This window comes from Kitasatospora sp. NPDC091335 (genome assembly GCF_044757205.1).
Classification (GTDB): Bacteria; Actinomycetota; Actinomycetes; order Streptomycetales; family Streptomycetaceae; genus Kitasatospora.
Window position 1 is genome coordinate 43,046 of record NZ_JBIVUM010000004.1, and the last position, 22,387, is coordinate 65,432.

The following is a 22,387-nucleotide window of genomic DNA, read 5'->3' on the forward strand; positions in this document are numbered from 1 at the left end:
GGCCCGGCCGGCCGTCACTCCCAGTCCCACCGGATGCCCAGGAGGCACGGCCGCAGTGCCGTGGCGACCAGGTGGACGCAGTGGTGGCCGTCGAGGGTGAGTTCCTCGGTCTCGTACGGGAGCTCGCCGGGGGAGTGGAGCGCGAAACGGTGGCACCGGACGGGGAGGGCGGCGGGGTGGAAGGCGATCTGGAGGACGTACTGGCCGGCGCCGGAGTTGAGGCCGCGGACGTACTCGCAGCTGGGGCCGGGGGAGGGGGCGTCGTCGAAGCCGTAGCCGAGCAGGTGGGTGTCGCCTGCGCGTAGCCGGCGGTCGAGGAGGAGTTCGGCGGCGAGCAGGTGGTGGGCCTGGTCGCGGCGGATGCGGCCGGGGCGGCAGTTCTCCTCGGCGCGGACGCCGACGCGGGTGATGTCGCTGCCCGGGTCGCCCTGGTAGAGGGCGAGGTAGCGGTCGATGCCGTCGCGGTGGGCGCGCAGTGCGTGCTGGGAGTCGCGGCGGGTGAGCCGGCGGTCGGGGCCGATCCGGACGCGTTCGATGTGGGTGATGGTGTGCAGCCCGGTGTCGCGCGGGCCGGCCAGGGTGGCGAGCAGGCCGTCGACGGCGACGGCCGGGGAGATGAGGTCGCGGTACGGGAGCACGGGCGGGCCGGCCGGGGCGGGCTCGGCGGCGCGGCGGGGGCCGAGCAGCCGGGTGAGGGAGTGCTCGGGGAGGTCGAGGACCTCTTCGAGGGCGGCGACGGCGCGCAGTGACTCGGCGCGTTCGGGGCGGCGGCGGCCCTGCTGCCAGTAACTGAGGCTGGTGAGGCCGACGGTGACGCCGCGCAGGGCGAGGTGGCGGCGGATGCGGTGCAGGGCGAGGCCCCGGGCGGAGATCGCGGTGCGCAGGGCGAGGTGGAACGGGCCGGTGCGCAGGGCGGCGGCGAGGTCGGCTGGGTCGCTCCGGTGGATGGCGGCCTCCTGGGGGCGGGCGGTCCGGCGCCCGGACCGCTCGGACGGACCGCCCGGACGCACCGGTGTTTGACCGTGAATATTCACATCGGTGTGGCGGTTTGTCACCGGTTCCGGCCTGCCACGCGGAGGTTTCCCGGGCACCGTTCACATCCGGGTCCGCCCGTTCACACCTCGGTCCCGGCCCCACCGAGGGCCGTTGACCCGCCCCTGACGAGGCGCGATGCTCGGGGCGCGATCCGGACCGCGCCCCCACACAGCACCTCGCTCCACTCGTGCAAGGAGGCATCCCCCCATGCCAGTTCCACGGATACGGCTGCGCCGCGCGGTCTCACTGCTCGCCCTCGGCGTGCTGGGCCCGGCGCTCACCGCCGCGGTGGCGGCGCCCGCGATCGCCGCTCCCGCCCAGGGTCAGGCCCAGGACCGGGCCGTGCACCAGGTCCGCCGGGCCGCCGCGCCCGGCAGCACGGCCGACCTGGCCGGCACGTACAAGAAGCTCAACATCACCATGCAGCAGCAACAGCAGACCAACTGGTGCTGGGCGGCGAGCGGGAACACCATCGCCACCTGGTACGGCTACAACTACAGCCAGAACCAGTTCTGCAACGTCTCGTTCGGCCGCTCCGCCGACTCCGGCTGCCCCAACAGCCAGGCCACGCTGGGCGATGTGCAGAACGGGCTGAGCCGGGTCGGCATCACCCCGGGTTCCTACGTCAACGGGTACCTGAACTACGGCACCGTGCAGTCCGAGGTGAACGCCGACCGCCCGGTCGAGACGCGCATCCAGTGGAGCTCGGGCGGCGGACACATGCACGTCCTGTACGGCTACGACACCGCGAACAACTGGGTCTACTGGGGCGACCCATGGCCCTCCAACTACCGCTACAACTGGGCGGATTACCGGTACTACGTGAACAACAGCACGTTCTCGTGGACCCACTCCCTGTACCGGATCGGCGCGTGAGGGCGACCATGACCGAGACCAAGAGCCGCCGCCGGACCACCACCGCCACCGGCACCGTCGCCGCCGCCCTGCTCACCGCCGGCCTCGCGCTGGCGCTCGCCCCGGCCGCGCACGCCGCGGAACCGGCCGCCCAGGCCGCCGCCGTCCCGTCCCCGGTGCCGGCCGCCGAACTGGCGCAGGCCCGCGGCGCGGTCCAGGACCCGGCCGTCCTCGACCAGGTCGGCCACTTCTTCGCCCGCAAGGGCGTCCCGCCGACACAGCAGCTGACCATCGGCGCCGCCGAGGAGGCCCGGGCGGCGAGCGCGGCCGCACCACGGCTGGCCGGCGACACCGTGCCGGTGTACGTCCTGGACCGGGGCTTCGTGGCCGGCAGCCCGGGCGCGCCGGTGGCGAAGGCCGAGTTCACCGCCAGCAAGGTGGTCGCGGCGGACGGGCAGACCGCCTCGGTCTGGACCGTCCGGCAGGACGGGGCCTGGAAGGTGGTCAACATCGCCTCGGGCGGTGACGAGAGCGACTACGCGGCGAAGGCGGCGGGCAGCGGAGGAGGCACCGTCTTCCGCGAGCCGCAGGTCAACGCCTGGTACGTGCTGCGCGACGGCCGGGTGCTGCCGCTGGACGACGAGGCCGGGCGCTCGGTGGGCGCGGGCGGGGTCACGCTGGCCGCGTACCAGCAGCTGGTGCACCAGCGGTACGGGGACAAGCTGCCCGGCTCGGCGTACGACCGGGAGGGCAGGGGCGGCGGCTACCAGGCGGACGCCGCCCCGCAGGCCGAGGCGGCCCCGCAACCCGGGGGCGGACCGCAACCGGCGGCCGTGGCGGAAGCCGCGGGCGGCGGTTCGGCGCTGCCGGCCGTGACGGCGGCGGCCGCCCTGGGTGCCACCGCGCTGGTGGGCGCGGGTGCCGTGCTGCGGCGGAGGACGACGGGCGTCCGCCGCGGCTGACGGCAGGCGGGGCCCGGTCGGTCGGGCCGGGCCCCGCGGTCCGCACGCGTCGTTCGTCGGGCACCGCGCACACGCCCCGCACCCGTCACCGAGCGGCTCGCACCCGTCACCGAGCTGCCCGCGCAGCCGGCGAGGGGGTCTCACACCCCGGCGAACCCGCTCTCCAGCAGCGCGAAGGTGCGGTCGACCAGCGTCGCGATGTCCTCCTGTCCGTCGCCCGCGGCCCAGTGCAGCACCGCCTCGGTGCTGGCGGCGCCGATGGCGGCCGCGGTCACCCGCATCTCGTAGCTGGGCTCCTCGACGCCCGCCCGCCGGGTCAGCACCGAGAGGTAGAGCTCCTGCGGGCTGTTGCCGCCGCTGTGCAGTCCGGCGCGCAGCGCGGGGACCTCGGTGATCAGCCGCATCCGGGTGAGCAGTTCCTGGCGCTCGTGCTGGAGCAGCGCGCGGATCAGCCCGACGATGGCCTCCCGGCAGGAGGTGAGGAAGGGCTCGTCGGCGGGGCGGGCCAGCAGGGCGGAGATCATCGCCGGGTCGTACTCGTCGGAGTGGACCAGGTCCTCCTTGGTGGCGAAGTACCGGAAGAAGGTGGACGGGGAGACCTCGGCGGCGGCGGCGATCTGCTCCACCGTGGTGTTCTCGTAGCCCTGCCCGGCGAACATCCGGTACGCCTCGCGGCGGATGGTCTGGCGGGTCTTCAGCTTCTTGCGTTCGCGCAGCGACAGCGGCGCCTCCAGTATCGCCTGGACCGGGTTGGTCGGGGCGTCCGGAGGGGCCGCGGTCGGCTGCTGGGGAGTCATGCCCCGATTATCCGTGATCTCCCGCGCCGGCGCGGGTGCCCGAAGGGGCGTCCGCCCGGGTACCCGAAGGGGCGTCCGCCGGGGTGTCCGCCGGCATCCGGGCCGCGACCAGCACCGCCGAGAGCACCGCGACCAGCCCGGAGACCAGCAGCACCACCCCCATCCCGTGCACGTACGCCGTGTGCGCGGAGGCACTGAGCGCCTGCCCGCCCGCGCCCGCCCCCCGGGCGACGGCGTCGGCGGCGACCACCGACTCCCCGGCCCGGTGCGCGGCCTCGGCCGGCAGCCCGCCGGTGTCCAGCGCGCCGCGGTACGCCCCGGACAGCAGGCTGCCGAAGGCGGCGATCCCGATCGCGCCGCCGACCTGCCGCAGCGTCTGGAGCAGCCCCGAGCCCACGCCGGCCCTGGCCGGCGGCAGGGTGACCAGCGCGGAGGACTGCGCGGTGATCAGCGACAGGCCCATGCCCACGCCGAGCACGCTGAGCCAGATCGCGGCCCGCGCGTAGCCGTCGCCGGGGCCGGTCCGGCTGCCGAACAGCAGCGCGGCGGCGAGCAGGGCCAGGCCGAGGGTGATCACCGCTCGGACGCCGAGCCGGCCGACCAGGCGGTCGGTGGCCTTGGCGGCGACCATCAGTCCGAGCATCATCGGCATCAGCCGCAGCCCGCTGCCCAGGGCGTCCGTGCCGAGCACGCTCTGGAAGTAGAGCGGCAGGACGAAGAAGGCGCCGAACAGGACGAGCGAGATCAGCGTGGCCGCGACGGCGGACCAGCGGAAGGTGCGGTCGGCGAGCAGGCCGAGGTCGAGCATCGGGTCGCGCTGCCGGCGGCTGCGCAGCACCAGCGCGGTGAGGGCGAGCAGCGAGCCGGCCAGCGTGCCGAGCACCAGCGGGTCGGTCCAGCCGCGTTCGGCGCCCTCGATGATGCCGTAGGTGAGTCCGGCCAGGCCGCCGGCGGCGAGGACGGTGGCGAGCAGGTCGATCCGGGGCGCGGCCGGGTTGCGGGTCTCCGGCAGCAGCAGGACGCAGGCGGCGATGCCGAGCGCGGTGAGCGGGACGTTGATCGCGAAGACCGAGCCCCACCAGAAGTGCCGGAGCAGGAAGCCGCCGACCAGCGGCCCGAGCGGGGCGCCGAGGGATATGGCGGCGGCCAGGATCGCGGTGGCCCGGCGCCGCTCGGCGGCTGGGAAGAGGCCGGGGATCACCGCCATCGACATCGGCATCACGAGTGCGGCGGCCAGGCCCATCCCGGCGCGGGCGGCGATCAGGGTGGCGGGCGAGCCGGTGAGCATGCCGGCGGCGGAGGCGAGGCCGAACAGGGCGAGGCCGGTGGTGAGCGTGCGGCGGCGGCCGAACCGGTCCCCGAGCAGGCCGGCCGGGAGCATCGCGGCGGCGAAGACCACGGTGTAGGCGTCGACGATCCACTGCTGCTGCCCGGTGGTGGCGCCCAGCTGTTCGGCGAGCGTGGGCAGGGCGACGTTGAGCACGGTCATGTCGAAGCTGATCACCAGGACGCTCAGGGTGACGGCGACCAGGGCGAGCCACCGGCGCGGATCGGCGGTGACGGGTGCGGCGGTGGCCGCGGGCACGGGCGGGGCTGCGGGCACGGTGTCCTCCGGGTCCCTTAATTGAAAGTCTCTCTCAAATGAGAGTAACTCTCAAAAAGTGTCGACCGTCAACACGACCCCGTGGTTACGCTCCGTGATGTGTCCTGGAAGTGCTTCTTCCGCACAAGGAATTGACGCAACGTTGATCTGTCGTTCGCCGCCCCTGGGCAGTCGGCCATGACTGTCGGTAGATACGATGTGGCAATCGGTCAGTGCTGGCCGACGCGTGCCGAGAGCGGAGAAGGGGTGGGGCGGCGGGAGCCGACCACGAGCCCGGCACCGGGAAAGGGGACCGAAGTGGCCGACGCGGACGACAGGCAGACGAGCACCCAGATGTGGGGTTCGGTGACGGTGGTGGGCTCCGCGCTCGCCGTGGTCGCGGCCTATCTGATCAACGGCGCCCCGCTGGTACTGGGGGTCGCCGGGATCGAGACCCTGCTGCTCATGCTCTACGTCGCCCGCCGCTGGCGTGCGCTGCGCGGCGGGCCCGCCCCGGTCCGGCACCGCCCGCGCCGGGGCATCCCGGACGCCGCGCACTGCGAGCGCTGCCGCCGGGCCCGCGAGGCGCTGGACGCCCGGCAGGCGCGCGCCCGCGCGGCCGGTGCGGCGTGGACGCCGGAGTCCCCGGGGTTCCGGGCGCCGGCCGGGGCGTCGTGGGAGCCGTACCGGGAGTCGCGCGGCGAGCAGCACCACGCGCACGGTGAGTACCACCTGCGCGGCGGACACCACGACGCGTACGCCGGGCACCAGCACGGGCCCGGGCCGCTCCACGGCCAGGAGCCGCAGCCGGAGCCGGGCGCCGCCGATCACCCGCCGTATTCGCGCCGCCCGCAGATCCGGGCCCCGTACGAGCGGCCCTGGACGGCGGAACGGGCGGTCGCCCGGTCCGTGGACCGTTCGACCGCCCGTCGGGGTGCGCCGGGATCAGCCGGCCGTGCTGTACGCCACCAGTGAGACGCCGACGTACTGGACGATGAACGCCCCCAGGGTGAAGGCGTGGAACACCTCGTGGAACCCGAACCAGCGCGGTGAGGGGTTGGGCCGCTTGAGCCCGTACACCACGCCGCCGATGCTGTAGAGCACCCCGCCGACGATCATCAGCACCAGGACGGCGACTCCGCCGGTGCGCAGGAAGTCGGGCAGGAAGAAGGCGGCGGCCCAGCCCAGCGCGAGGTACACCGGCGTGTACAGCCAGCGCGGCGCGCCGACCCAGAACACCCGGAACGCGATGCCGGCCAGCGCGCCGCCCCAGACCGCCCAGAGCAGCAGCTGCTGGTCGGCGCCCTCGAGCAGCAGCATCGTGAACGGCGTGTAGGTGCCCGCGATGATCAGGAAGATGTTCGCGTGGTCCAGCCGGCGCAGCACGGCGTCCCCACGGGGCCCCCAGTCGAAGCGGTGGTACACCGCGCTGACCCCGAACAGCAGCCACGCGCTGACCGAGTAGATCGCGCAGGCGATCTTGGCGGGCGTGGAGTCCGCCAGGCAGATCAGCACGATCCCGGCGGCCACCGTGGCGGGGAACATCCCGGCGTGCAGCCAGCCGCGCCACTTCGGCTTGCTCTCCATGAGTGCACTCTCCCCGAGTGCAGCAGCAGTCATGCGCTGCATGCTACCCGCTACCTACGGATCCGTAGGTTACTCACGCGTAGGAAGTGGCGATCGTCACTCTTGGACGTTTTGGAGTATTTGAAGTGTGGCGCCGCGCACTCCGTCGGGGGAGACCGCGGTTTGTTACTCATGAGTAATCATACTTGCAGTAGTAAAGGGTGCGTCAATTTCGACGCTTCGCCGCGTTCCGGCCCCAATTCCGGAGCTACGCTGCAAGCACCCTCAGACCCCCGCGACGCCGTCTCCTCGCCGAGATGGCGTGAAACGGAGCGATCGTGTCGTACGAGATCTCTGCTCTCAGCGCATCCGCGCCCACCCGCCACAAGCAGCTGCTCGCTTGGGTGAGCGAGATCGCCGAGCTCACCCAGCCGGACCGCATCGAGTGGTGCGACGGTTCCGCCGAGGAGTACCAGCGCCTCGCGGACCTGCTGGTGGCTCAGGGCACCTTCAAGAAGCTCGACGAGGAGAAGCGCCCCAACTCCTACTACGCCGCCTCGGACCCCACGGACGTGGCACGCGTGGAGGACCGCACCTACATCTGCTCCGAGCAGGAGAAGGACGCCGGCCCGACCAACAACTGGAAGGCCCCCGCCGAGATGCGCGAGGTCTTCAAGGGCGAGCAGGGCCTCTTCCGCGGCGCGATGAAGGGCCGCACGATGTACGTCGTGCCCTTCTCGATGGGCCCGGTCGGCTCCCCGCTGGCCGCGTACGGCGTCGAGATCACCGACTCCGCCTACGTCGCCGTCTCCATGCGCGTGATGACCCGCATGGGCCAGGCCGTGCTGGACCAGCTCGGCGAGGACGGCGACTTCGTCAAGGCCGCGCACACCGTCGGCGCCCCGCTCGCCGAGGGCGAGGCGGACGTGGCGTGGCCGTGCAACAGCACCAAGTACATCTCGCACTTCCCGGAGACCAGGGAGATCTGGTCCTACGGCTCGGGCTACGGCGGCAACGCCCTGCTCGGCAAGAAGTGCTACGCGCTGCGCATCGCCTCGACCATGGCCCGCGACGAGGGCTGGCTGGCCGAGCACATGCTCATCCTGAAGCTCACCCCGCCGGCCGGTGCCACGGGCGAGCCGGAGGCCAAGTACGTCGCGGCCGCCTTCCCCTCGGCCTGCGGCAAGACCAACCTGGCCATGCTCCAGCCGACCGTCCCGGGCTGGAAGGTCGAGACGATCGGCGACGACATCGCCTGGATGCGCTTCGGCGCCGACGGCCGCCTGTACGCCATCAACCCCGAGGCCGGCTTCTTCGGCGTCGCCCCCGGCACCGGCGTGGACACCAACGCCAACGCCATCGACACCCTCTGGGGCAACACCGTCTTCACCAACGTCGCCCTCACCGACGACGGTGACGTGTGGTGGGAGGGCCTCACCGAGGAGCCCCCGGCGCACCTGACCGACTGGCGCGGCAACGACTGGACCCCCGAGTCCGGCACCCCGGCCGCCCACCCGAACGCCCGCTTCGCCGTCCCGGCCGCGCAGTGCCCGACCATCGCCCCGGAGTGGGAGGACCCGGCGGGCGTGCCGATCTCGGCGATCCTGTTCGGCGGCCGCCGCGCCACCGCCGTCCCGCTGGTCACCGAGTCCTTCGACTGGCAGCACGGCGTCTTCCTCGGCGCCAACATCGCCTCCGAGAAGACCGCCGCCGCCGAGGGCACCGTCGGTGAGCTGCGCCGCGACCCGTTCGCGATGCTGCCGTTCTGCGGCTACAACATGGGCGACTACTTCGCCCACTGGCTGAAGGTCGGCGCCCGGGCCGACGCCACCAAGCTGCCGAAGATCTACTACGTCAACTGGTTCCGCAAGAACGCCGAAGGCAAGTTCGTCTGGCCCGGCTACGGCGAGAACAGCCGCGTGCTCAAGTGGATCGTCGAGCGCCTGGACGGCACCGGCGAGGGCGTCGAGACCCCGATCGGCGTGCTGCCGACCGTCGAGGGCTTCGACCTCGGCGACCTGGACCTGTCCAAGGAGGACCTCGACCTGCTCTTCACCGTGGACGCCGACATCTGGCGCCAGGAGGCCGCCCTCGTGCCGGCCCACCTGGAGACCTTCGGCGACCACACCCCGAAGGAGCTGTGGGACGAGTACCGGAACCTCGTCGCGCGCCTCGGCTGAGCCTGAGCCTCAGCCGCGAGAGAGGCGGGCGCGCGGCACGAACCGCGCGCCCGCCGAGCGACAGGACGGCCGGAGTTCCGCCGGGCGATCTTTCCCCGACCAAGGAGATCGCCCGGGCCGGGACTCCGGCCGTAGTGTCTTCCGGGCCGTGGTGCTTTCCGCCCCCGGCGGCCCGCCCTACGGCTGGACGTAGCCGTCGAGGAAGTCGCCGATCCTGGTCACCGCGTCGGTGATCTCCTCCGCCCGGGGCAGCGTGACCAGCCGGAAGTGGTCGGGCTCCGGCCAGTTGAAGCCGGTGCCCTGGACCAGCAGGATGCGCTCGGAGCGCAGCAGGTCGAGCACCATCCGGGCGTCGTCCTTGATCTTGTGGACCTTGGGGTCCAGCCGGGGGAAGGCGTACAGCGCGCCCTTGGGCTTGACGCAGCTGACCCCGGGGATGCGGTTCAGCAACTCGTACGCGGCGTCGCGCGAGGCGTGCAGCCGGCCTCCGGGCAGCACCAGGTCGCGGATCGACTGCCGCCCGCCGAGCGCGGCGGCCACCGCGTGCTGCGCCGGCATGTTGGCGCACAGCCGCATCGAGGCGAGCACGGTCAGGCCCTCGATGTAACTGCGGGCCCGCTGCCGCTCGCCGGAGAGCACCATCCAGCCGGAGCGGAAGCCGGCCACCCGGTACGCCTTGGACAGCCCGTTGAAGGTGACGCAGAACAGGTCCGGGGCCAGGGTGGCCAGCGGGACGTGCTCGGCGTCGTCGTAGAGGATCTTGTCGTAGATCTCGTCCGCGTAGACCACCAGCCGGTGCCGGCGGGCGATCTCGACGATGCCCTCCAGCACCTCGCGCGGGTAGACCGCGCCGGTCGGGTTGTTGGGGTTGATCACCACGACGGCCCTGGTCCGGTCGGTGACCCTGGCCTCCATGTCGGCGAGGTCCGGGTACCACTCGGACTGCTCGTCGCAGCGGTAGTGCACCGCGGTGCCGCCGGCCAGGGAGACCGAGGCGGTCCACAGCGGGTAGTCAGGTGCGGGGACGAGTACTTCGTCGCCGTCGTCCAGCAGCGCGGTCATGGCCAGCTGGATCAGTTCGGAGACGCCGTTGCCGAGGAAGACGTCGTCGACGGAGAGGCCGTGCAGCCCGCGGTCCTCGTAGTGCATGACCACCGCGCGGCGGGCGGAGAGCAGGCCCTTGGAGTCGCCGTAGCCGTGCGCGTTGGCGAGGTTGCGCAGGATGTCCTGGAGGATCTCCGGGGGCGCCTCGAATCCGAAGGTGGCGGGGTTGCCGGTGTTGAGCTTGAGGATGCGGTGGCCCTGTTCCTCCAGCCGCATCGCCTCGTCGAGCACCGGGCCGCGGATGTCGTAGCAGACGTTGGCGAGCTTGCTGGACTGGATGACCTGCATGTCCGCCTACTTTAGGGGTACGGAGGGGCCGTGCGGCGGGTCTCCGGAGGGGTGCTTCCGGGGGCTCGAACGGCCCCCTTGGATCGGCAGGCGGGGGTGGCGGGCGGCCTTCCGAACCGGCGGTCGGATGTCCGGAATGCTCCTGTACGCGAGGAGCGCCGTCGCGCGGTGACGCGGAAGGAGACGGACGGCACACCGCCCGGCGCGGGAGGATGTGGCCGGTGCGTCGATCGAGGAGGGGGTGCGCGGGTGGGTCCGGTCGTGGTCGCGGCGGTGCTGGTCGGTCTCCTGGTGGCTCCGCTGTTGCGCGGACTGGTCGCCCGGTTCGCGGTGCCGGAGGGCGAACCCTGGTGCGAGGACTGCCCGTCCTGCGGGCGCCCGGCGCGCCTGCTGCCGCCGACCGGGCGCTGCCCCGGCTGCCGGGAGCGGCTGGGCGCCGGCCCCTGGACGGTGGAGGCGGTCGCGGCGGCGGTCGCCGTCGCGGTGGGGTACGCGGCGGACCGGCCGGTGGTGGTGACCGTGGCGCTGGGCTGGGCGGCGGCGCTCGGCGTGGCCCTCGGCTTCGTCGACGCGCGGGTGCGCCGGCTGCCGTACCGGCTGACCCTGCCGCTGCTCGGCGGGGTGGCCGCGATGCTGCTGGCGGCGGCGCCGACCGCGGGCCCAGGGGTGCCGCTGCGCTGCCTGCTGGTCGCGCTCACGGTCGGAGGTGTGCTCGAACTGGCCGTCTGGCTGGGCGCGTTGGGCCCCGGCGACTCCCCGCTCGGCCTCGCGCTGGGCGGGCTGCTCGGCTGGTACGGCTGGTCGGTGGCGCTCGGCGGGCTGTTCGCCGCGATGGTGCTCGCCGGGCTCTGGGCCACCCTGCGGGCCGCCGCCGCGCTGGCCCGCCGCCGGCCGGTGCGCGGGCTCGACCTCCCGGTCGGCCCGTTCCTGCTGCTCGGCGCGCTCACCGCGGTCCTGGCGCGGTGAGCGCGAGCCCGGCACGAGTGGAGCCGTTCCCCGCGGGACCGTCCCGCGGGACCGCCCCGAAGAGCCGTCCCTAATAGAGGGGACAGCGGGAACGGAAGAGCCCGTCGTACCGGTTCGGTACGACGGGCCCCGCCGCCGACGCGCAGGCCCCACCCTCAAGGAGCGGCGCGCCGGGGGAGTTGAGCTCTTGGAGGCCTCGGCCTCGTGCCGTTACGGCATCTTGTGGACGAACGGGCCGACCGCGTTGGAGAACGCGTTGCCGTTGTTGACGTCCCAGTTGGTCGACCAGGTCATCGCGCCGCGGATGGTGGGCCACTTGGCCGGCGGCACGAAGCTGCCGCAGTTGTTGCCGGTGGCCAGGCAGTCCAGCGCGTTGTTCACCACGGTCGGCGAGACGTAGCCGCCGCCCGCCGCCCTGGTGGAGGCCGGGACGCCGATGCCCACCTGGTCCGGCCGCAGGCCGCCCTGGATCTGGGTGCAGACCTGGGAGGTGATGAAGTCGATGGTGCCCTGGGTGTAGACCTTGCCGTCGCAGCCGTTCATGCCGCCCGAGTTGTAGAACTGGGTGTTGACGACGGTGAGGATGTCCTTGGTCTTCAGCGCCAGCTGGAAGTAGGCGCCGGAGGTGCTGTACATCCCGATGGTCTCGGGCGCCATGGTCAGGACGAAGCCGGGGCCGACCTTGGCCTGCAGGGCGTGCAGCGCGTCGCCGAGCGGACCGGCCTGGACGCCGTTCTCCAGGTCGACGTCGATGCCGTCGAAGCCGTAGTCCTTGATGATCGCGTAGGCGCTGTTGACGAAGTTGGCGCCGGCCGTGGCGTCCCCGACGGTGATCGCGCCGTTCTGGCCGCCGATGGAGAGGATGACCTTCTTGCCGGCCGCCTGCTTGGCCTTGACGTCGGCGCGGAACTGGGCGTCGGTGTAGCCGCCGAGCGCCTTGGACAGGCCCGGGTCCAGGGTGAAGCTGATCGCGCCGGTCTTGGTCGGCACGGAGTCGGCGAAGGACACCGCGATGATGTCGTACGCGCTCTGGACGTCGCTCAGCCGCTGCACGGTCGAGTTGTTGTCGAAGTTCTGCCAGTAGCCGGTGACCACGTGGGCGGGCAGACCGGTGACCGGCGGGTTGGTGCTGGTCGGCGTGGCGGTGGGGGTCGCCGTCGCGGTCTGGGTGGGCGTCGGGGTCGCGGTCTGGGTGGGCGTCGCGGTGGCCGTCGGGGAGGCGGTGGCCGTGGGGGTCTGGGTGGGAGTGGCGGTCGGCGAGGGGGTGCCGGTGCCGCCGGGGCCGATCAGCGCGACGTCGTCGGCCAGGTAGGCGCTCTGGCCGTACCAGCCGTGCAGGTAGACGGTGACGCTGGTGGCGTTCGCCCCGGTGGTGAAGGTGGTGGACAGCTGGTTCCAGCTGTTCTGGTTCGACCAGACGGACGGGTCGGTGCCGCCGGTGCCGCGGGCGCCGAGGTAGGTGTACGGGCCCTGGACCCACGCGCTCAGCGTGTAGCTGGTGTTGGGCAGCACGCTGATGGTCTGGGTGCACTCGGCGGTGTCGCCGGCGCCCGGGGTGGCCTGGAGCGCGCCGGTGCCGGAGTGGACCGGGGAGGAGACCGTGGTCGCGGCGCCGGCGCAGACCCAGCCCCCGAGCCCGCCGTCGAAGCCGCCGTTGGTGACCAGGTTGCCGACCGCGGCGCTGGCGCCGCCGGCGAAGAGGGCGAGGCCGCTGCCGGCCAGGGCGAGGGCGGTGGCACCGGCCGCGACGACCGGGAGGGGGCTGCGCCGACGCTTGTGCGAAGGCTGGTTCAGCGTACGGGCCATGGGGTGACGCTCCTGGGGGAGGAGCGGCCGCCGCGGTGGGGGGCGCGGCGGCCGCGTGTGGGGGAGGGGAGGTCCGAAGTGAGCCTGTGGGGCGGAGGAGTGGAGGATCGTTCCGTCCCGGATCAAAAGCTGGACTAGACCATTGCTGGTCGTCAAGCATCGGACGAACGGCTTACGGTTCCGTTAAGGATTCGGAGACCGTTCCGTGTCCGCGCCCCGTGCGCCCCCGAACGCTTCCGTGACCCCTCGGGACGACCCCCGACACGCCGGTCGCGACAGACTTCGTACAGGACCGTGACCAGACCGCTACCTGCGGCTTTACCGTGCACCTGCGCGCCGGAGTAGGCTGCGCCGGGGGCGGTGACGCACCAGTTGCAACGAGTACGGAGGGGCCGCGAAACATGGGTCTGCGCGATGTCGTCGAACGGACGCCGGGTCTGCGCACCCTGCTCGGCGGGATGTACGGGCTCTACGGCCGACGGGTCGAGGTCCACCTCGCGCGCACCCCGCACCACATCGGCGTGATCCTGGACGGCAACCGCCGCTGGGCGAAGGCGACCGGCGGCTCCACCGCGTACGGCCACCAGCGCGGTGCGGACAAGATCAGCGAGTTCCTCGGCTGGTGCGACGAGACCCACGTCAAGGTCGTCACGCTGTGGATGCTCTCCACCGACAACCTGGACCGCCCGGCCGACGAGCTGGTCCCGCTGCTCGGCATCATCGAGGACGCCGTCACCGGTCTGGCCGCCGCCCGCCGCTGGCGGGTCAACCCGGTCGGCGCGCTGGACCTGCTCCCGCAGCACACCGCCGACGTGCTCAAGCGCGCCGCGGACCAGACCGCCGGGATCGACGGGATAACGGTCAACGTCGCGGTCGGCTACGGCGGCCGGCACGAGATCGCCGACGCCGTCCGTTCGCTGCTCCAGGAGCAGGCCGGACGCGGCACCTCGATCGAGGAACTCGCCGAGGTCCTGACCGTCGAGCACATCTCCGAGCACCTGTACACCCGCAACCAGCCCGACCCGGACCTGATCATCCGCACCTCGGGCGAGCAGCGGCTGTCCGGTTTCCTGCTCTGGCAGAGCGCGCACAGCGAGTTCTACTTCTGCGAGGCGTACTGGCCAGCCTTCCGCAAGGTCGACTTCCTGCGCGCGCTGCGGGCGTTCGAGCAGCGCCACCGGCGGATGGGGCTGTAGCCGGGGGAGGCGGGCCCCGCTCCCGGGGCCCTGCCCCGGCCGTCCGGGGAAAATGACCGCCGTAGGCCTGGCCTACCCGGCGGCCGCGCGAGGCCAAACGTTCACCGGCAATGATCCGTCAGTTCGCCGGGGGCGCGAATGCACCGCTCCCCGCCTGGGAATACTCCAGTCAGTCCGGTCCCGGGGCCACCGGGGCAGCGGGGCCGGCTTGCCGCGGATGACGCAGGGTCATCCGCTCTGGAGGCCTAGTGGTCAGTTCGAAGAGCCGCCGGACACCAGACCGGCGCACGTACGTTCTCGACACCAGCGTGCTCCTGGCGGACCCGCTCGCCATGACCCGCTTCGAGGAGCACGAGGTCGTCCTCCCGGTGGTGGTCGTCACCGAGCTGGAGGCCAAGCGGCACCATCCGGAGCTGGGCTACTTCGCCCGCCAGGCGCTGCGGCTGCTCGACGACTACCGGGTCCGCCACGGCCGGCTCGACGAGCCGATCCCGGTCGGCGAGCTCGGCGGCAGCATCCGGGTCGAGCTCAACCACTCCGACGTGTCGATACTGCCGGCCGGCTACCGCTCCGGAGGCGGCGAGGCGGACACCCGGATCCTCGCGGTCGCCCGCAACCTCCAGGCCGAGGGCTACGACGTCACCGTCGTGTCCAAGGACCTGCCGCTGCGGATCAAGGCCAGCTCGGTGGGGCTGCTCGCCGAGGAGTACCGGGCCGAGCTGGCGATCACCTCGGGCTGGACGGGCATGTCCGACCTGCACGTCCCGGCGGACCAGGTGGACGCGCTGTTCGCGGCCGGCCACGACGTCGCGCTGGACGTCGACGGGGCCGCCGAGCTGCCCGTCCACACCGGGCTGGTGCTGACCTCGGAGCGCGGGCGCGCGCTCGGCCGGGTCACCGGGGACGGCCGGGTGAGGCTGGTGCGCGGCGAGCGCGAGGCGTTCGGGCTGCGCGGGCGCAGCGCCGAGCAGCGGGTGGCGCTGGACCTGCTGCTCGACCCGGAGATCGGCATCGTCTCGATGGGCGGCCGGGCGGGGACGGGCAAGTCGGCGCTGGCGCTGTGCGCGGGGCTGGAGGCGGTGCTGGAGCGGAGGCAGCACCGCAAGGTGATGGTCTTCCGGCCGCTGTACGCGGTCGGCGGCCAGGAGCTCGGCTACCTGCCGGGTTCCGAGGCGGAGAAGATGGGCCCCTGGGCGCAGGCGGTCTTCGACACCCTGTCCGCGGTCACCACCCCGGACGTGATCGAGGAGGTCATCTCCCGCGGGATGCTGGAGGTGCTGCCGCTGACCCACATCCGGGGGCGCTCGCTGCACGACGCCTTCGTGATCGTGGACGAGGCGCAGTCGCTGGAGCGGAACGTCCTGCTGACGGTGCTGTCCCGGATCGGCCAGGGCTCGCGGGTGGTGCTCACCCACGACGTGGCGCAGCGGGACAACCTCAGGGTGGGCCGCTACGACGGCGTGGTGGCGGTGGTGGAGAAGCTGAAGGGCCATCCGCTCTTCGCCCACATCACGCTCACCCGCTCGGAGCGTTCGCCGATCGCGGCGCTGGTCACGGAGATGCTGGAGGACATCCACCCGTGATCCGCCCCTGACCGGTACATAGTCGGACAATACGGTCAACTTGCGGCCTGGGGCCCGTTCCTGACGGAGCGGGCTCCACCCGTTTCATCACATCGAGTGCTTTCTGTCAGGGAAACCGCCGGACGGTGAATGTGACATGCGCCACGCGGGCGGGAATTGCGTCGACCGTGTCCGGTGCGGCATGGTGAGGGTTCTGTCAGGCCCCGCGTACGGCGCGGCAGGGCTCCCGGACTCCGGGAGTCAGGCCCCGGAAGGTCCACCAACTCCGGTCGGTGGGCGCACAATTGAAGACCGTTGAGCCGTACGCCGCCCGAATTCCAACGCCCGGTCGCCTCACCTCGGCCGGACGCCGGGCCAGCACCTCCCGTGACCAGAGCACCGTGCGGAGGTCCGTGCCAAGGGGCATCTTGCGCCCGTACGGTCACGCGTGGGCGATGCTGGAAGGAATTCATGTGACTCGGATCTCGGTCCGGGGAGTCGCTGTGGCCTCCGCCACCGCCGTCACCGCTGTCGGTGCCGTCGTGGGTATGGCCGCGGGCAGCGAGGGCAAGGTGACGCAGACGGTCGACGTCGCCGGCGCGACCCTGCTTGCCGAAGTCCCCTCTGGCGCCCAGGCGCAGACCATCAGTGACAACATCGGCCAGCAGGCATCCGCCCAGCAGGCCTCCGCCGACGCCGCCGCGAAGGCGGCCGCGGAGCAGAAGGCCGCCGAGGAGGCCGCGCGCCAGCAGGCCGCCGCGGACGCCCAGGCGAAGGCCGACGCCCAGGCCAAGGCCGACGCGGAGAAGGCCGAGGCGGACAAGGCGGCCAAGGCCGCGGACGAGAAGCGCAAGGCCGACGAGGCCGCCGCCAACCGTTCCAAGTCCCGTTCGGCGATGACCGCCGTCGAGGACAGCGCGCCGCCGGTGTCGGTCAGCCCCGGCTCGGTCCAGGACCAGGCCCGGCAGATCGTCGGCAACGACGCGCAGTTCCAGTGCTTCAGCCAGATCGTGAAGCGCGAGAGCGGCTGGGACTACACCGCGACCAACAAGAGCTCCGGCGCGTACGGCCTGGTCCAGGCGCTGCCCGGCAACAAGATGGCCTCGGCCGGTGCCGACTGGCGCACCAACCCGGGCACCCAGATCAAGTGGGGCCTCAGCTACATGAACTCCCGCTACGGCAGCCCCTGTGGCGCGTGGTCGTTCTGGCAGTCGCACCACTGGTACTAGGAACAGTCGCCGCTCCGGCGGCGCGGTTCACCACGGCCCCCGGCCGCTCGCCCTGTTCGGGCGGGTGACCGGGGGTCGTGGCGTCTGCCGGAGCGGGCGGCCCCGGGCCGGGTGTCCCGGACCGAAGTGCTCCCGGGCCGGGGCGTGTTCCGCGGGGAAGAGGCGGACCGCGCCGCCCGGGCTGCGCTGACCAGTGCGCCTTCGGGCGGTGCGGTCCCGGGTGCGGACGCGGGGCGCGGGAAGGGGTCCTGGTTGCTTCCCGCACCGGCCGGTCCGCCGGCGGTTGGCCGTGGGGCGACCTCGGTGACTCGGCTCCGGGGTCTCGTCCCGACTCCTCCCCAGCGAAGTGTGTCCGAAACCATCTGAAACCTGGCGATTTGTCCGGTCCTCGGGATGGACGGTTCGAGTCGAACAGGTCGGCGACCGGACTCGCCGCGCCCGTGCCGGGTAGCGTCATCCCTGACGGCCGCGGCAGGACCCGCGGCGTACCGCCGGGCACGGCGGGTTCGGCAGGGGAGCGGTGGTAGCGAGGATGGCGCGGGGCGGAAAGGCCTTCAAGGCCGTGGCCAAGGGCATGGCCGTGGTGGCGAGCACGGCCGCCGTGATCGAGCGGCGCCGCCGTGCCGCGATGGCGGCGGACCTGCACGACCCGGCCGTCCCGACGCCGGCCGACGGGCGGGTGCCGGCATTCGCCGACGGGCGCGTCCCCGCGCTCGTCGAGCGGCCGGGGCCGGTCCCGGTTCCGCGGGGCGACTCGACCCCGGCGGTGCCGACGGGCTCCGCGGTCGACACGGTGAAGGCGGGCGACGCGGTCGGCACGGTCCAGGCGGCGCAGGCGGCGGAGGTGGCCCCGCCGGCCGCCGCGGCGGCTCCGGCCGTCGCGCCCGCACCGACCGCGCACGCCGGGCTCGGACGGGAGTACCACCCCGGCCGCCCGGCCACGCCCGCCGAGGCGGTGCCCTGGGGGCTGCGGGTGGCCGCCGAGTCGACCTGGCGGCTGCTGCTGCTCGGCGCCGCGCTCTACGTCGTCTTCTACGTGGTCGACATGCTGCGGCTGGTCGCCTTCTCGGTGCTGGCCTCGCTGCTGATCACCGCGCTGCTGGCGCCCTCGGTCTCCTGGCTGCGGCGGCGCGGGGTGCCGCGCTCGCTCGCGGCGGGCGGGGTGTTCCTCAGCGGTCTGGCCGGGATCGGGCTGGTCGGCTGGTTCGTGGTCTGGCAGGTGACCACCAACCTGACGGTCGTCACCAACCAGGTCAAGACCGGCGTCAACCAGCTGAAGGACTGGCTGATCACCGGTCCGCTGCACCTGACCGAGCAGCAGATCACCAACTTCGCGGACCAGATCACCAAGGCCATCACCACCAACACCGACCGGCTCACCTCGGTCTCGCTCACCGGCGCGCAGATCGCCGTCGAGGTGCTGACCGCGGTGATGATGACCTTCTTCAGCACCTTCTTCTTCCTCTACGACGGTGAGCGGATCTGGACCTGGCTGATCCGCGGGCTGCCCAGGCGCTCCCGCTTCGCGATGGCCGGAGCCGGCCCGAAGGCCTGGACCACGCTCACCGCGTACGTGCGCGGCACGGTCTGCGTGGCGTTCATCGACGCCGTCTGCATCGGCATCTGCATCGACCTGCTGGGTGTGCCGCTGGCGATGCCGCTGGCCGTGATCATCTTCCTGGGCGCCTTCGTCCCGCTGGTCGGCGCGCTGGTCACCGGCACCGTCGCGGTGCTGATCGGGCTGGTCACCCAGGGGCCGTGGACGGCGCTGATGGTGCTGGTGGTGCTGGTCGCGGTGATGCAGGTGGAGAGCCACATCCTCCAGCCGCTGATCCTCGGCCGGGCCGTACGGGTCCATCCGCTGGGCGTGGTCCTCGGCGTCGCGGCCGGCGGCATCATCGGCGGCATCGGCGGTGCGGTCGTCGCCGTCCCGCTGATCGCCGTCACCAACACCGTGGTCTCCCACCTGCGCCGCCGCAACGAGGCGGGCCAGGCCGTCTTCACCGCGCTCGAAGCGGCCCGCGAGGCCGCCGAGCGGACGGCGGCCGGCCACCCAGGGCCCGCCCGGCCCGGGCCTGCTCAGTCCGGGCCGACTCAGCCCGGGCCCGCCCGCTCCGCCCCGCCGGCCGCGCCCGTCGCCGACTGACCCCGCCGCGGCGGGGCCGCCGGCCCGAGGCGCGGCGCGGTCCGGGAGAACGACGACGGGCCGCTCCCGGACGTGGTGTCCGGGAGCGGCCCGTCGGGGTGCCGGGGTGCGTCAGGCGTCGACGGCGGCCAGGGCGGCCTCGGAGTCGAGGACGCCGGCCACGGCCTGCAGGACGGCGGCGATCTTCATCGAGGCCTGGATGACCTCGCGCTCGACGCCGGCCTTGCGCAGGACGGCCTCGTGCGAGTCGAGGCACTGGCCGCAGCCGTTGATGGCCGAGACCGCGAAGCACCAGAGCTCGAAGTCGATCTTCTCGACGCCCGGGGTGCCGATGATGTTCATCCGCAGACCGGCCCGCATCGTGCTGTACTCCTTGTCGGAGAGCAGGTGCAGCGTCCGGTAGTAGACGTTGTTCATCCCCATGATCGCGGCCGCGCCCTTGGCGGCGGTGTACGCCTCCGGGGAGAGGTTGGCCTTGGCCTCGGGCTCCAGCTCGCGCAGCAGGCCGGGGCTGCGGGTGGCCATCGCGCAGGACAGCACGGTGCCCCAGAGCTGCTGGGCGGGGAGGTCGGAGTTGCCGATGACCGAGCCCAGGTTGAGCTTGAGGTCCTTGGCGTAGTCCGGGAGGGCGGCCTTCAGGTCGTCGAGGGCCATGGGTCAGCCCGCCAGCAGGGCCTGGGCGTCGAGGGTGTCCTCGCCCTTGGTCCAGTTGCACGGGCACAGCTCGTCGGTCTGCAGGGCGTCCAGCACCCGCAGGACCTCCTTGGGGTTACGGCCGACGGAGCCGGCGGTCACCATGACGAACTGGATCTCGTTGTTCGGGTCCACGATGAAGACGGCACGCTGGGCGGTGCCGTCCTCGCCCTCCACGCCGCAGGCGCGCATCAGGTCGTGCTTGACGTCGGCCAGCATCGGGAACGGCAGGTCGCGGAGGTCCTTGTGGTCCTTGCGCCAGGCGTGGTGCACGAACTCGGAGTCGCCGGAGACGCCGAGGATCTGGGCGTCGCGGTCGGCGAACTCGTCGTTCAGCTTGCCGAACGCGGCGATCTCGGTCGGGCAGACGAAGGTGAAGTCCATCGGCCAGAAGAAGACGACCTTCCACTTGCCCTCGTAGGACTTGTGGTTGATGTCGGCGAAGGCACTCGCGGCGTCCAGGTCGACACAGGCCTTGAGGTCGAACTCGGGGAACTTGTCACCAATCGTGAGCACGTTCGCTTCTCCTGAAGTGAGGTGAGGGGAATTTGTCCGGAATCCGGACACCACTCACAGTTCCACATCGTGGACTGATCAGGGAAATAGCTACACTGGATGTGTCTGATCGGAGATTGCTATCAGTACCGAATCCCCCATGTCGCGGCCGGGTCCCCGCAGGAAGGCCGGCTCCAAGGCCGCCCCGACTGTGGCGAGCGCCACAGTCCGCAGCCCCCGCACCCCGACGGTCGCCCAGCTCCGGGCCTTCGTCGCGGTGGCCGAGCACCGGCACTTCCGCGAGGCCGCCGCCGCCACCGGGACCAGCCAGCCGGCACTGTCCGGGGCGGTCGCGGCGCTGGAGGAGTCGCTCGGCGCGCAACTGGTCGAGCGTACGACGCGCAAGGTGATTGTCACCCCACTGGGGGAGCGTGTGCACCAGCACGCCCGCCGGGTGCTCGCCTCCCTCCAGGCCCTCACCGAGGAGGTCGAGGCCGCCCGCCGCCCGTTCACCGGGCCGCTCCACCTGGGCGTCATCCCGACCGTCGCGCCCTACCTGCTGCCCACCGTGCTGCGGCTGGTCCGCGACGGCTTCCCGGAGCTGGAGCTGCACGTCCACGAGGAGCGCACCTCCTCGCTGCTGGAGGGCCTGGCCGCCGGGCGGCTGGACGTCCTGCTGCTCGCGCTGCCGGCCGGCGGGGCCTCGCCGACCAGGGACATCCCGCTGTTCGACGAGGACTTCGTGCTGCTCACCCCGCCCGGCCACCCGCTCGCCGGACGGATCGACGTGCCGCGCGACGTGCTGCTCGACCTGGACGTGCTGCTGCTGGAGGAGGGCCACTGCCTGCGCGACCAGGCGCTGGACATCTGCCGCGAGGTCGGCGTCGACCCGACGGGCTCGACCACCCGCGCGGCCGGTCTGTCCACCCTGGTCCAGTTGGTGGCCGGCGGCCTCGGGGTGACCCTGCTGCCCGCCACCGCGCTGGACGTCGAAGCCGGACGCACCGACCGGCTGGCCGCCGTCCGCTTCGCCGCCCCTGCCCCCGGCCGCCGGATCGGGCTGGCCGTCCGGCCGGGCTCGGCCCGCAGCGCCGAGTACGAGCGCTTCGCGGCCGCGCTGCGCGAGGTGCTGGTGGAGCTTCCGGTCCGGATCGTCTCCTGAGGCCCGTCCCCGGCGGGCGCTACGGCGTGGGCCGGCCCACCGCCGGGGTGCCCAGGCAGAGTCCGACGGTCGTCGCGACCAGCAGCTCCAGTGCCTCCACGGTGTCCGGTCCTGGCCGGTTCCCGGGGCTGCGCAGGGCGAGGTGGCGGGCCGTCAGCCCGTCGAAGCCGCTGAGGAAGTGGACGGCGATCCGGTGGGCGGGCACGGCCAGGGTCAGGCCGTGGGCGGCCGCGAGGGCGCCGATCATCTCGGTGGCGGTGCCCTCGATGTCGTGCTGGAGCCCGAGCATGATCTCCCGCATGTCCGGGTCGCGCATCGCCAGCGCCTCGAACTCGCTCAGCAGCACGCAGCGTCCGTGCTCGCCGGTGGTGGCCTCCCAGAGTGCGTGCACCAGGGTGCGGACCTGCTCGCCGAACGCGCCGTCGCCGGGGGAGGCGGCGCGCACCTCGCCGACGAAGTCGGACTTCAGCTGCTCGACGACCGCCCGGTAGAGGTCCTTCTTGGTGCCGAAGGTGTAGTGCACCGTCGCCTGCGCCACGCCCAGCTCGGCCGCGATGGCGCGGGTGCTGCCGGCGGCGATTCCTTCCCGGGCCATCAGGTCGATCGCGGCCTGGACCAGTTGGGGTCGGCGCTCGGAGGCGGGGACGTGAGCCATCCAGCCAGGGTAGCGCTATGGTCGGGCAACTGCGTCATACGATTTTGTCGTCCAACTTTGTCAACTGACAAAGTTGCGTCTACCGTGGGGCGGGTTCCGTCCAGGCAG

General features: G+C 72.6%; 19 protein-coding genes. 10 read left to right on the top strand and 9 right to left on the bottom strand.

Annotated elements, in window-relative coordinates; all coding sequences use genetic code 11:
- Positions 1-14: 14 nt before the first annotated feature.
- Positions 15-947: a hypothetical protein gene (locus tag ACIQOW_RS11675; protein ID WP_401083723.1), complete on the bottom strand. Its 933-nt coding sequence runs from the start codon at positions 945-947 to the stop codon at positions 15-17.
- Positions 948-1,242: 295 nt separating this feature from the next.
- On the opposite strand from ACIQOW_RS11675, the gene ACIQOW_RS11680 reads away from it, so the two are divergent.
- Positions 1,243-1,911, top strand: coding sequence for a papain-like cysteine protease family protein (locus ACIQOW_RS11680; protein WP_401083017.1), 669 nt, complete (start codon positions 1,243-1,245; stop codon positions 1,909-1,911).
- Positions 1,912-1,919: 8 nt separating this feature from the next.
- Positions 1,920-2,852 (top strand): hypothetical protein, encoded by a 933-nt coding sequence (locus ACIQOW_RS11685; protein WP_401083020.1) that lies wholly within the window; start codon positions 1,920-1,922, stop codon positions 2,850-2,852.
- 140 nt (positions 2,853-2,992) lie between these two features.
- Here ACIQOW_RS11685 and ACIQOW_RS11690 read toward each other — a convergent pair whose 3' ends face one another.
- Both ACIQOW_RS11690 and ACIQOW_RS11695 read right to left on the bottom strand, forming a co-directional pair.
- Positions 2,993-3,649, bottom strand: coding sequence for a TetR family transcriptional regulator (locus ACIQOW_RS11690; RefSeq protein WP_401083023.1), 657 nt, complete (start codon positions 3,647-3,649; stop codon positions 2,993-2,995).
- A 7-nt stretch (positions 3,650-3,656) separates the two neighbouring features.
- Positions 3,657-5,252: an MFS transporter gene (locus ACIQOW_RS11695; protein ID WP_401083026.1), complete on the bottom strand. Its 1,596-nt coding sequence runs from the start codon at positions 5,250-5,252 to the stop codon at positions 3,657-3,659.
- A gap of 297 nt (positions 5,253-5,549) precedes the next feature.
- On the opposite strand from ACIQOW_RS11695, the gene ACIQOW_RS11700 reads away from it, so the two are divergent.
- The gene (locus ACIQOW_RS11700; RefSeq protein ID WP_401083028.1) at positions 5,550-6,206 is read left to right on the top strand and encodes a hypothetical protein; all 657 of its coding nucleotides are present in this window, start codon (positions 5,550-5,552) and stop codon (positions 6,204-6,206) included.
- Here the strand turns inward: ACIQOW_RS11700 and ACIQOW_RS11705 are convergent.
- Positions 6,177-6,851, bottom strand: coding sequence for a hemolysin III family protein (locus ACIQOW_RS11705; protein WP_401083031.1), 675 nt, complete (start codon positions 6,849-6,851; stop codon positions 6,177-6,179). The two genes, ACIQOW_RS11700 and ACIQOW_RS11705, sit on opposite strands and share 30 nt — an antisense overlap.
- 284 nt (positions 6,852-7,135) lie before the next feature.
- Between ACIQOW_RS11705 and ACIQOW_RS11710 the strand changes: the two genes are divergently transcribed.
- Entirely contained in the window at positions 7,136-8,977 is a 1,842-nt protein-coding gene (locus ACIQOW_RS11710) for a phosphoenolpyruvate carboxykinase (GTP) (RefSeq protein WP_401083033.1), read from the top strand.
- A 177-nt stretch (positions 8,978-9,154) separates the two neighbouring features.
- Here the strand turns inward: ACIQOW_RS11710 and ACIQOW_RS11715 are convergent, their stop codons facing one another.
- On the bottom strand, positions 9,155-10,369 hold the full coding sequence (locus tag ACIQOW_RS11715) for a pyridoxal phosphate-dependent aminotransferase (protein ID WP_401083036.1): 1,215 nt from the start codon (positions 10,367-10,369) through the stop codon (positions 9,155-9,157).
- 249 nt (positions 10,370-10,618) lie between these two features.
- On the opposite strand from ACIQOW_RS11715, the gene ACIQOW_RS11720 reads away from it, so the two are divergent.
- The gene (locus ACIQOW_RS11720) at positions 10,619-11,335 is read left to right on the top strand and encodes a prepilin peptidase (RefSeq protein ID WP_401083039.1); all 717 of its coding nucleotides are present in this window, start codon (positions 10,619-10,621) and stop codon (positions 11,333-11,335) included.
- Positions 11,336-11,545: 210 nt separating this feature from the next.
- Here the strand turns inward: ACIQOW_RS11720 and ACIQOW_RS11725 are convergent, their stop codons facing one another.
- On the bottom strand, positions 11,546-13,141 hold the full coding sequence (locus tag ACIQOW_RS11725) for a chitinase (protein WP_401083041.1): 1,596 nt from the start codon (positions 13,139-13,141) through the stop codon (positions 11,546-11,548).
- Between the two features lie 401 nt (positions 13,142-13,542).
- On the opposite strand from ACIQOW_RS11725, the gene ACIQOW_RS11730 reads away from it, so the two are divergent.
- The 4 genes from ACIQOW_RS11730 to ACIQOW_RS11745 all read left to right on the top strand — a co-directional run bounded on the left by ACIQOW_RS11730 (position 13,543) and on the right by ACIQOW_RS11745 (position 19,274).
- On the top strand, positions 13,543-14,337 hold the full coding sequence (locus tag ACIQOW_RS11730) for an isoprenyl transferase (protein ID WP_188294917.1): 795 nt from the start codon (positions 13,543-13,545) through the stop codon (positions 14,335-14,337).
- 248 nt (positions 14,338-14,585) lie between these two features.
- Entirely contained in the window at positions 14,586-15,920 is a 1,335-nt protein-coding gene (locus ACIQOW_RS11735) for a PhoH family protein (protein ID WP_188294916.1), read from the top strand.
- A gap of 434 nt (positions 15,921-16,354) precedes the next feature.
- Positions 16,355-17,128 (top strand): lytic transglycosylase domain-containing protein, encoded by a 774-nt coding sequence (locus tag ACIQOW_RS11740; protein ID WP_401083046.1) that lies wholly within the window; start codon positions 16,355-16,357, stop codon positions 17,126-17,128.
- 532 nt (positions 17,129-17,660) lie between these two features.
- On the top strand, positions 17,661-19,274 hold the full coding sequence (locus ACIQOW_RS11745; RefSeq protein WP_401083049.1) for an AI-2E family transporter: 1,614 nt from the start codon (positions 17,661-17,663) through the stop codon (positions 19,272-19,274).
- Between the two features lie 111 nt (positions 19,275-19,385).
- Here the strand turns inward: ACIQOW_RS11745 and ACIQOW_RS11750 are convergent, their stop codons facing one another.
- Both ACIQOW_RS11750 and ACIQOW_RS11755 read right to left on the bottom strand, forming a co-directional pair.
- The gene (locus ACIQOW_RS11750; protein WP_188296134.1) at positions 19,386-19,928 is read right to left on the bottom strand and encodes an alkyl hydroperoxide reductase; all 543 of its coding nucleotides are present in this window, start codon (positions 19,926-19,928) and stop codon (positions 19,386-19,388) included.
- A gap of 3 nt (positions 19,929-19,931) precedes the next feature.
- The gene (locus tag ACIQOW_RS11755) at positions 19,932-20,483 is read right to left on the bottom strand and encodes a peroxiredoxin (protein WP_363429921.1); all 552 of its coding nucleotides are present in this window, start codon (positions 20,481-20,483) and stop codon (positions 19,932-19,934) included.
- A gap of 139 nt (positions 20,484-20,622) precedes the next feature.
- Between ACIQOW_RS11755 and ACIQOW_RS11760 the strand changes: the two genes are divergently transcribed.
- Entirely contained in the window at positions 20,623-21,624 is a 1,002-nt protein-coding gene (locus ACIQOW_RS11760; protein ID WP_401083054.1) for a LysR substrate-binding domain-containing protein, read from the top strand.
- A gap of 19 nt (positions 21,625-21,643) precedes the next feature.
- Here the strand turns inward: ACIQOW_RS11760 and ACIQOW_RS11765 are convergent, their stop codons facing one another.
- Entirely contained in the window at positions 21,644-22,279 is a 636-nt protein-coding gene (locus tag ACIQOW_RS11765) for a TetR/AcrR family transcriptional regulator (RefSeq protein ID WP_401083057.1), read from the bottom strand.
- Between the last annotated feature and the right edge of the window lie 108 nt (positions 22,280-22,387).

What these genes read in the sequence shown, in the direction of transcription:
- ACIQOW_RS11680 (WP_401083017.1), top strand. Translation starts at nt 1,243, where the DNA reads ATGCCAGTTCCACGGATACGGCTGCGCCGCGCGGTCTCACTGCTCGCC.
- ACIQOW_RS11685 (WP_401083020.1), top strand. Translation starts at nt 1,920, where the DNA reads ATGACCGAGACCAAGAGCCGCCGCCGGACCACCACCGCCACCGGCACC.
- ACIQOW_RS11690 (WP_401083023.1), bottom strand. Translation starts at nt 3,649, where the DNA reads ATGACTCCCCAGCAGCCGACCGCGGCCCCTCCGGACGCCCCGACCAAC.
- ACIQOW_RS11705 (WP_401083031.1), bottom strand. Translation starts at nt 6,851, where the DNA reads ATGACTGCTGCTGCACTCGGGGAGAGTGCACTCATGGAGAGCAAGCCG.
- ACIQOW_RS11715 (WP_401083036.1), bottom strand. Translation starts at nt 10,369, where the DNA reads ATGCAGGTCATCCAGTCCAGCAAGCTCGCCAACGTCTGCTACGACATC.
- ACIQOW_RS11725 (WP_401083041.1), bottom strand. Translation starts at nt 13,141, where the DNA reads ATGGCCCGTACGCTGAACCAGCCTTCGCACAAGCGTCGGCGCAGCCCC.
- ACIQOW_RS11730 (WP_188294917.1), top strand. Translation starts at nt 13,543, where the DNA reads ATGGGTCTGCGCGATGTCGTCGAACGGACGCCGGGTCTGCGCACCCTG.
- ACIQOW_RS11740 (WP_401083046.1), top strand. Translation starts at nt 16,355, where the DNA reads ATGCTGGAAGGAATTCATGTGACTCGGATCTCGGTCCGGGGAGTCGCT.
- ACIQOW_RS11745 (WP_401083049.1), top strand. Translation starts at nt 17,661, where the DNA reads ATGGCGCGGGGCGGAAAGGCCTTCAAGGCCGTGGCCAAGGGCATGGCC.
- ACIQOW_RS11750 (WP_188296134.1), bottom strand. Translation starts at nt 19,928, where the DNA reads ATGGCCCTCGACGACCTGAAGGCCGCCCTCCCGGACTACGCCAAGGAC.
- ACIQOW_RS11760 (WP_401083054.1), top strand. Translation starts at nt 20,623, where the DNA reads ATGTCGCGGCCGGGTCCCCGCAGGAAGGCCGGCTCCAAGGCCGCCCCG.
- ACIQOW_RS11765 (WP_401083057.1), bottom strand. Translation starts at nt 22,279, where the DNA reads ATGGCTCACGTCCCCGCCTCCGAGCGCCGACCCCAACTGGTCCAGGCC.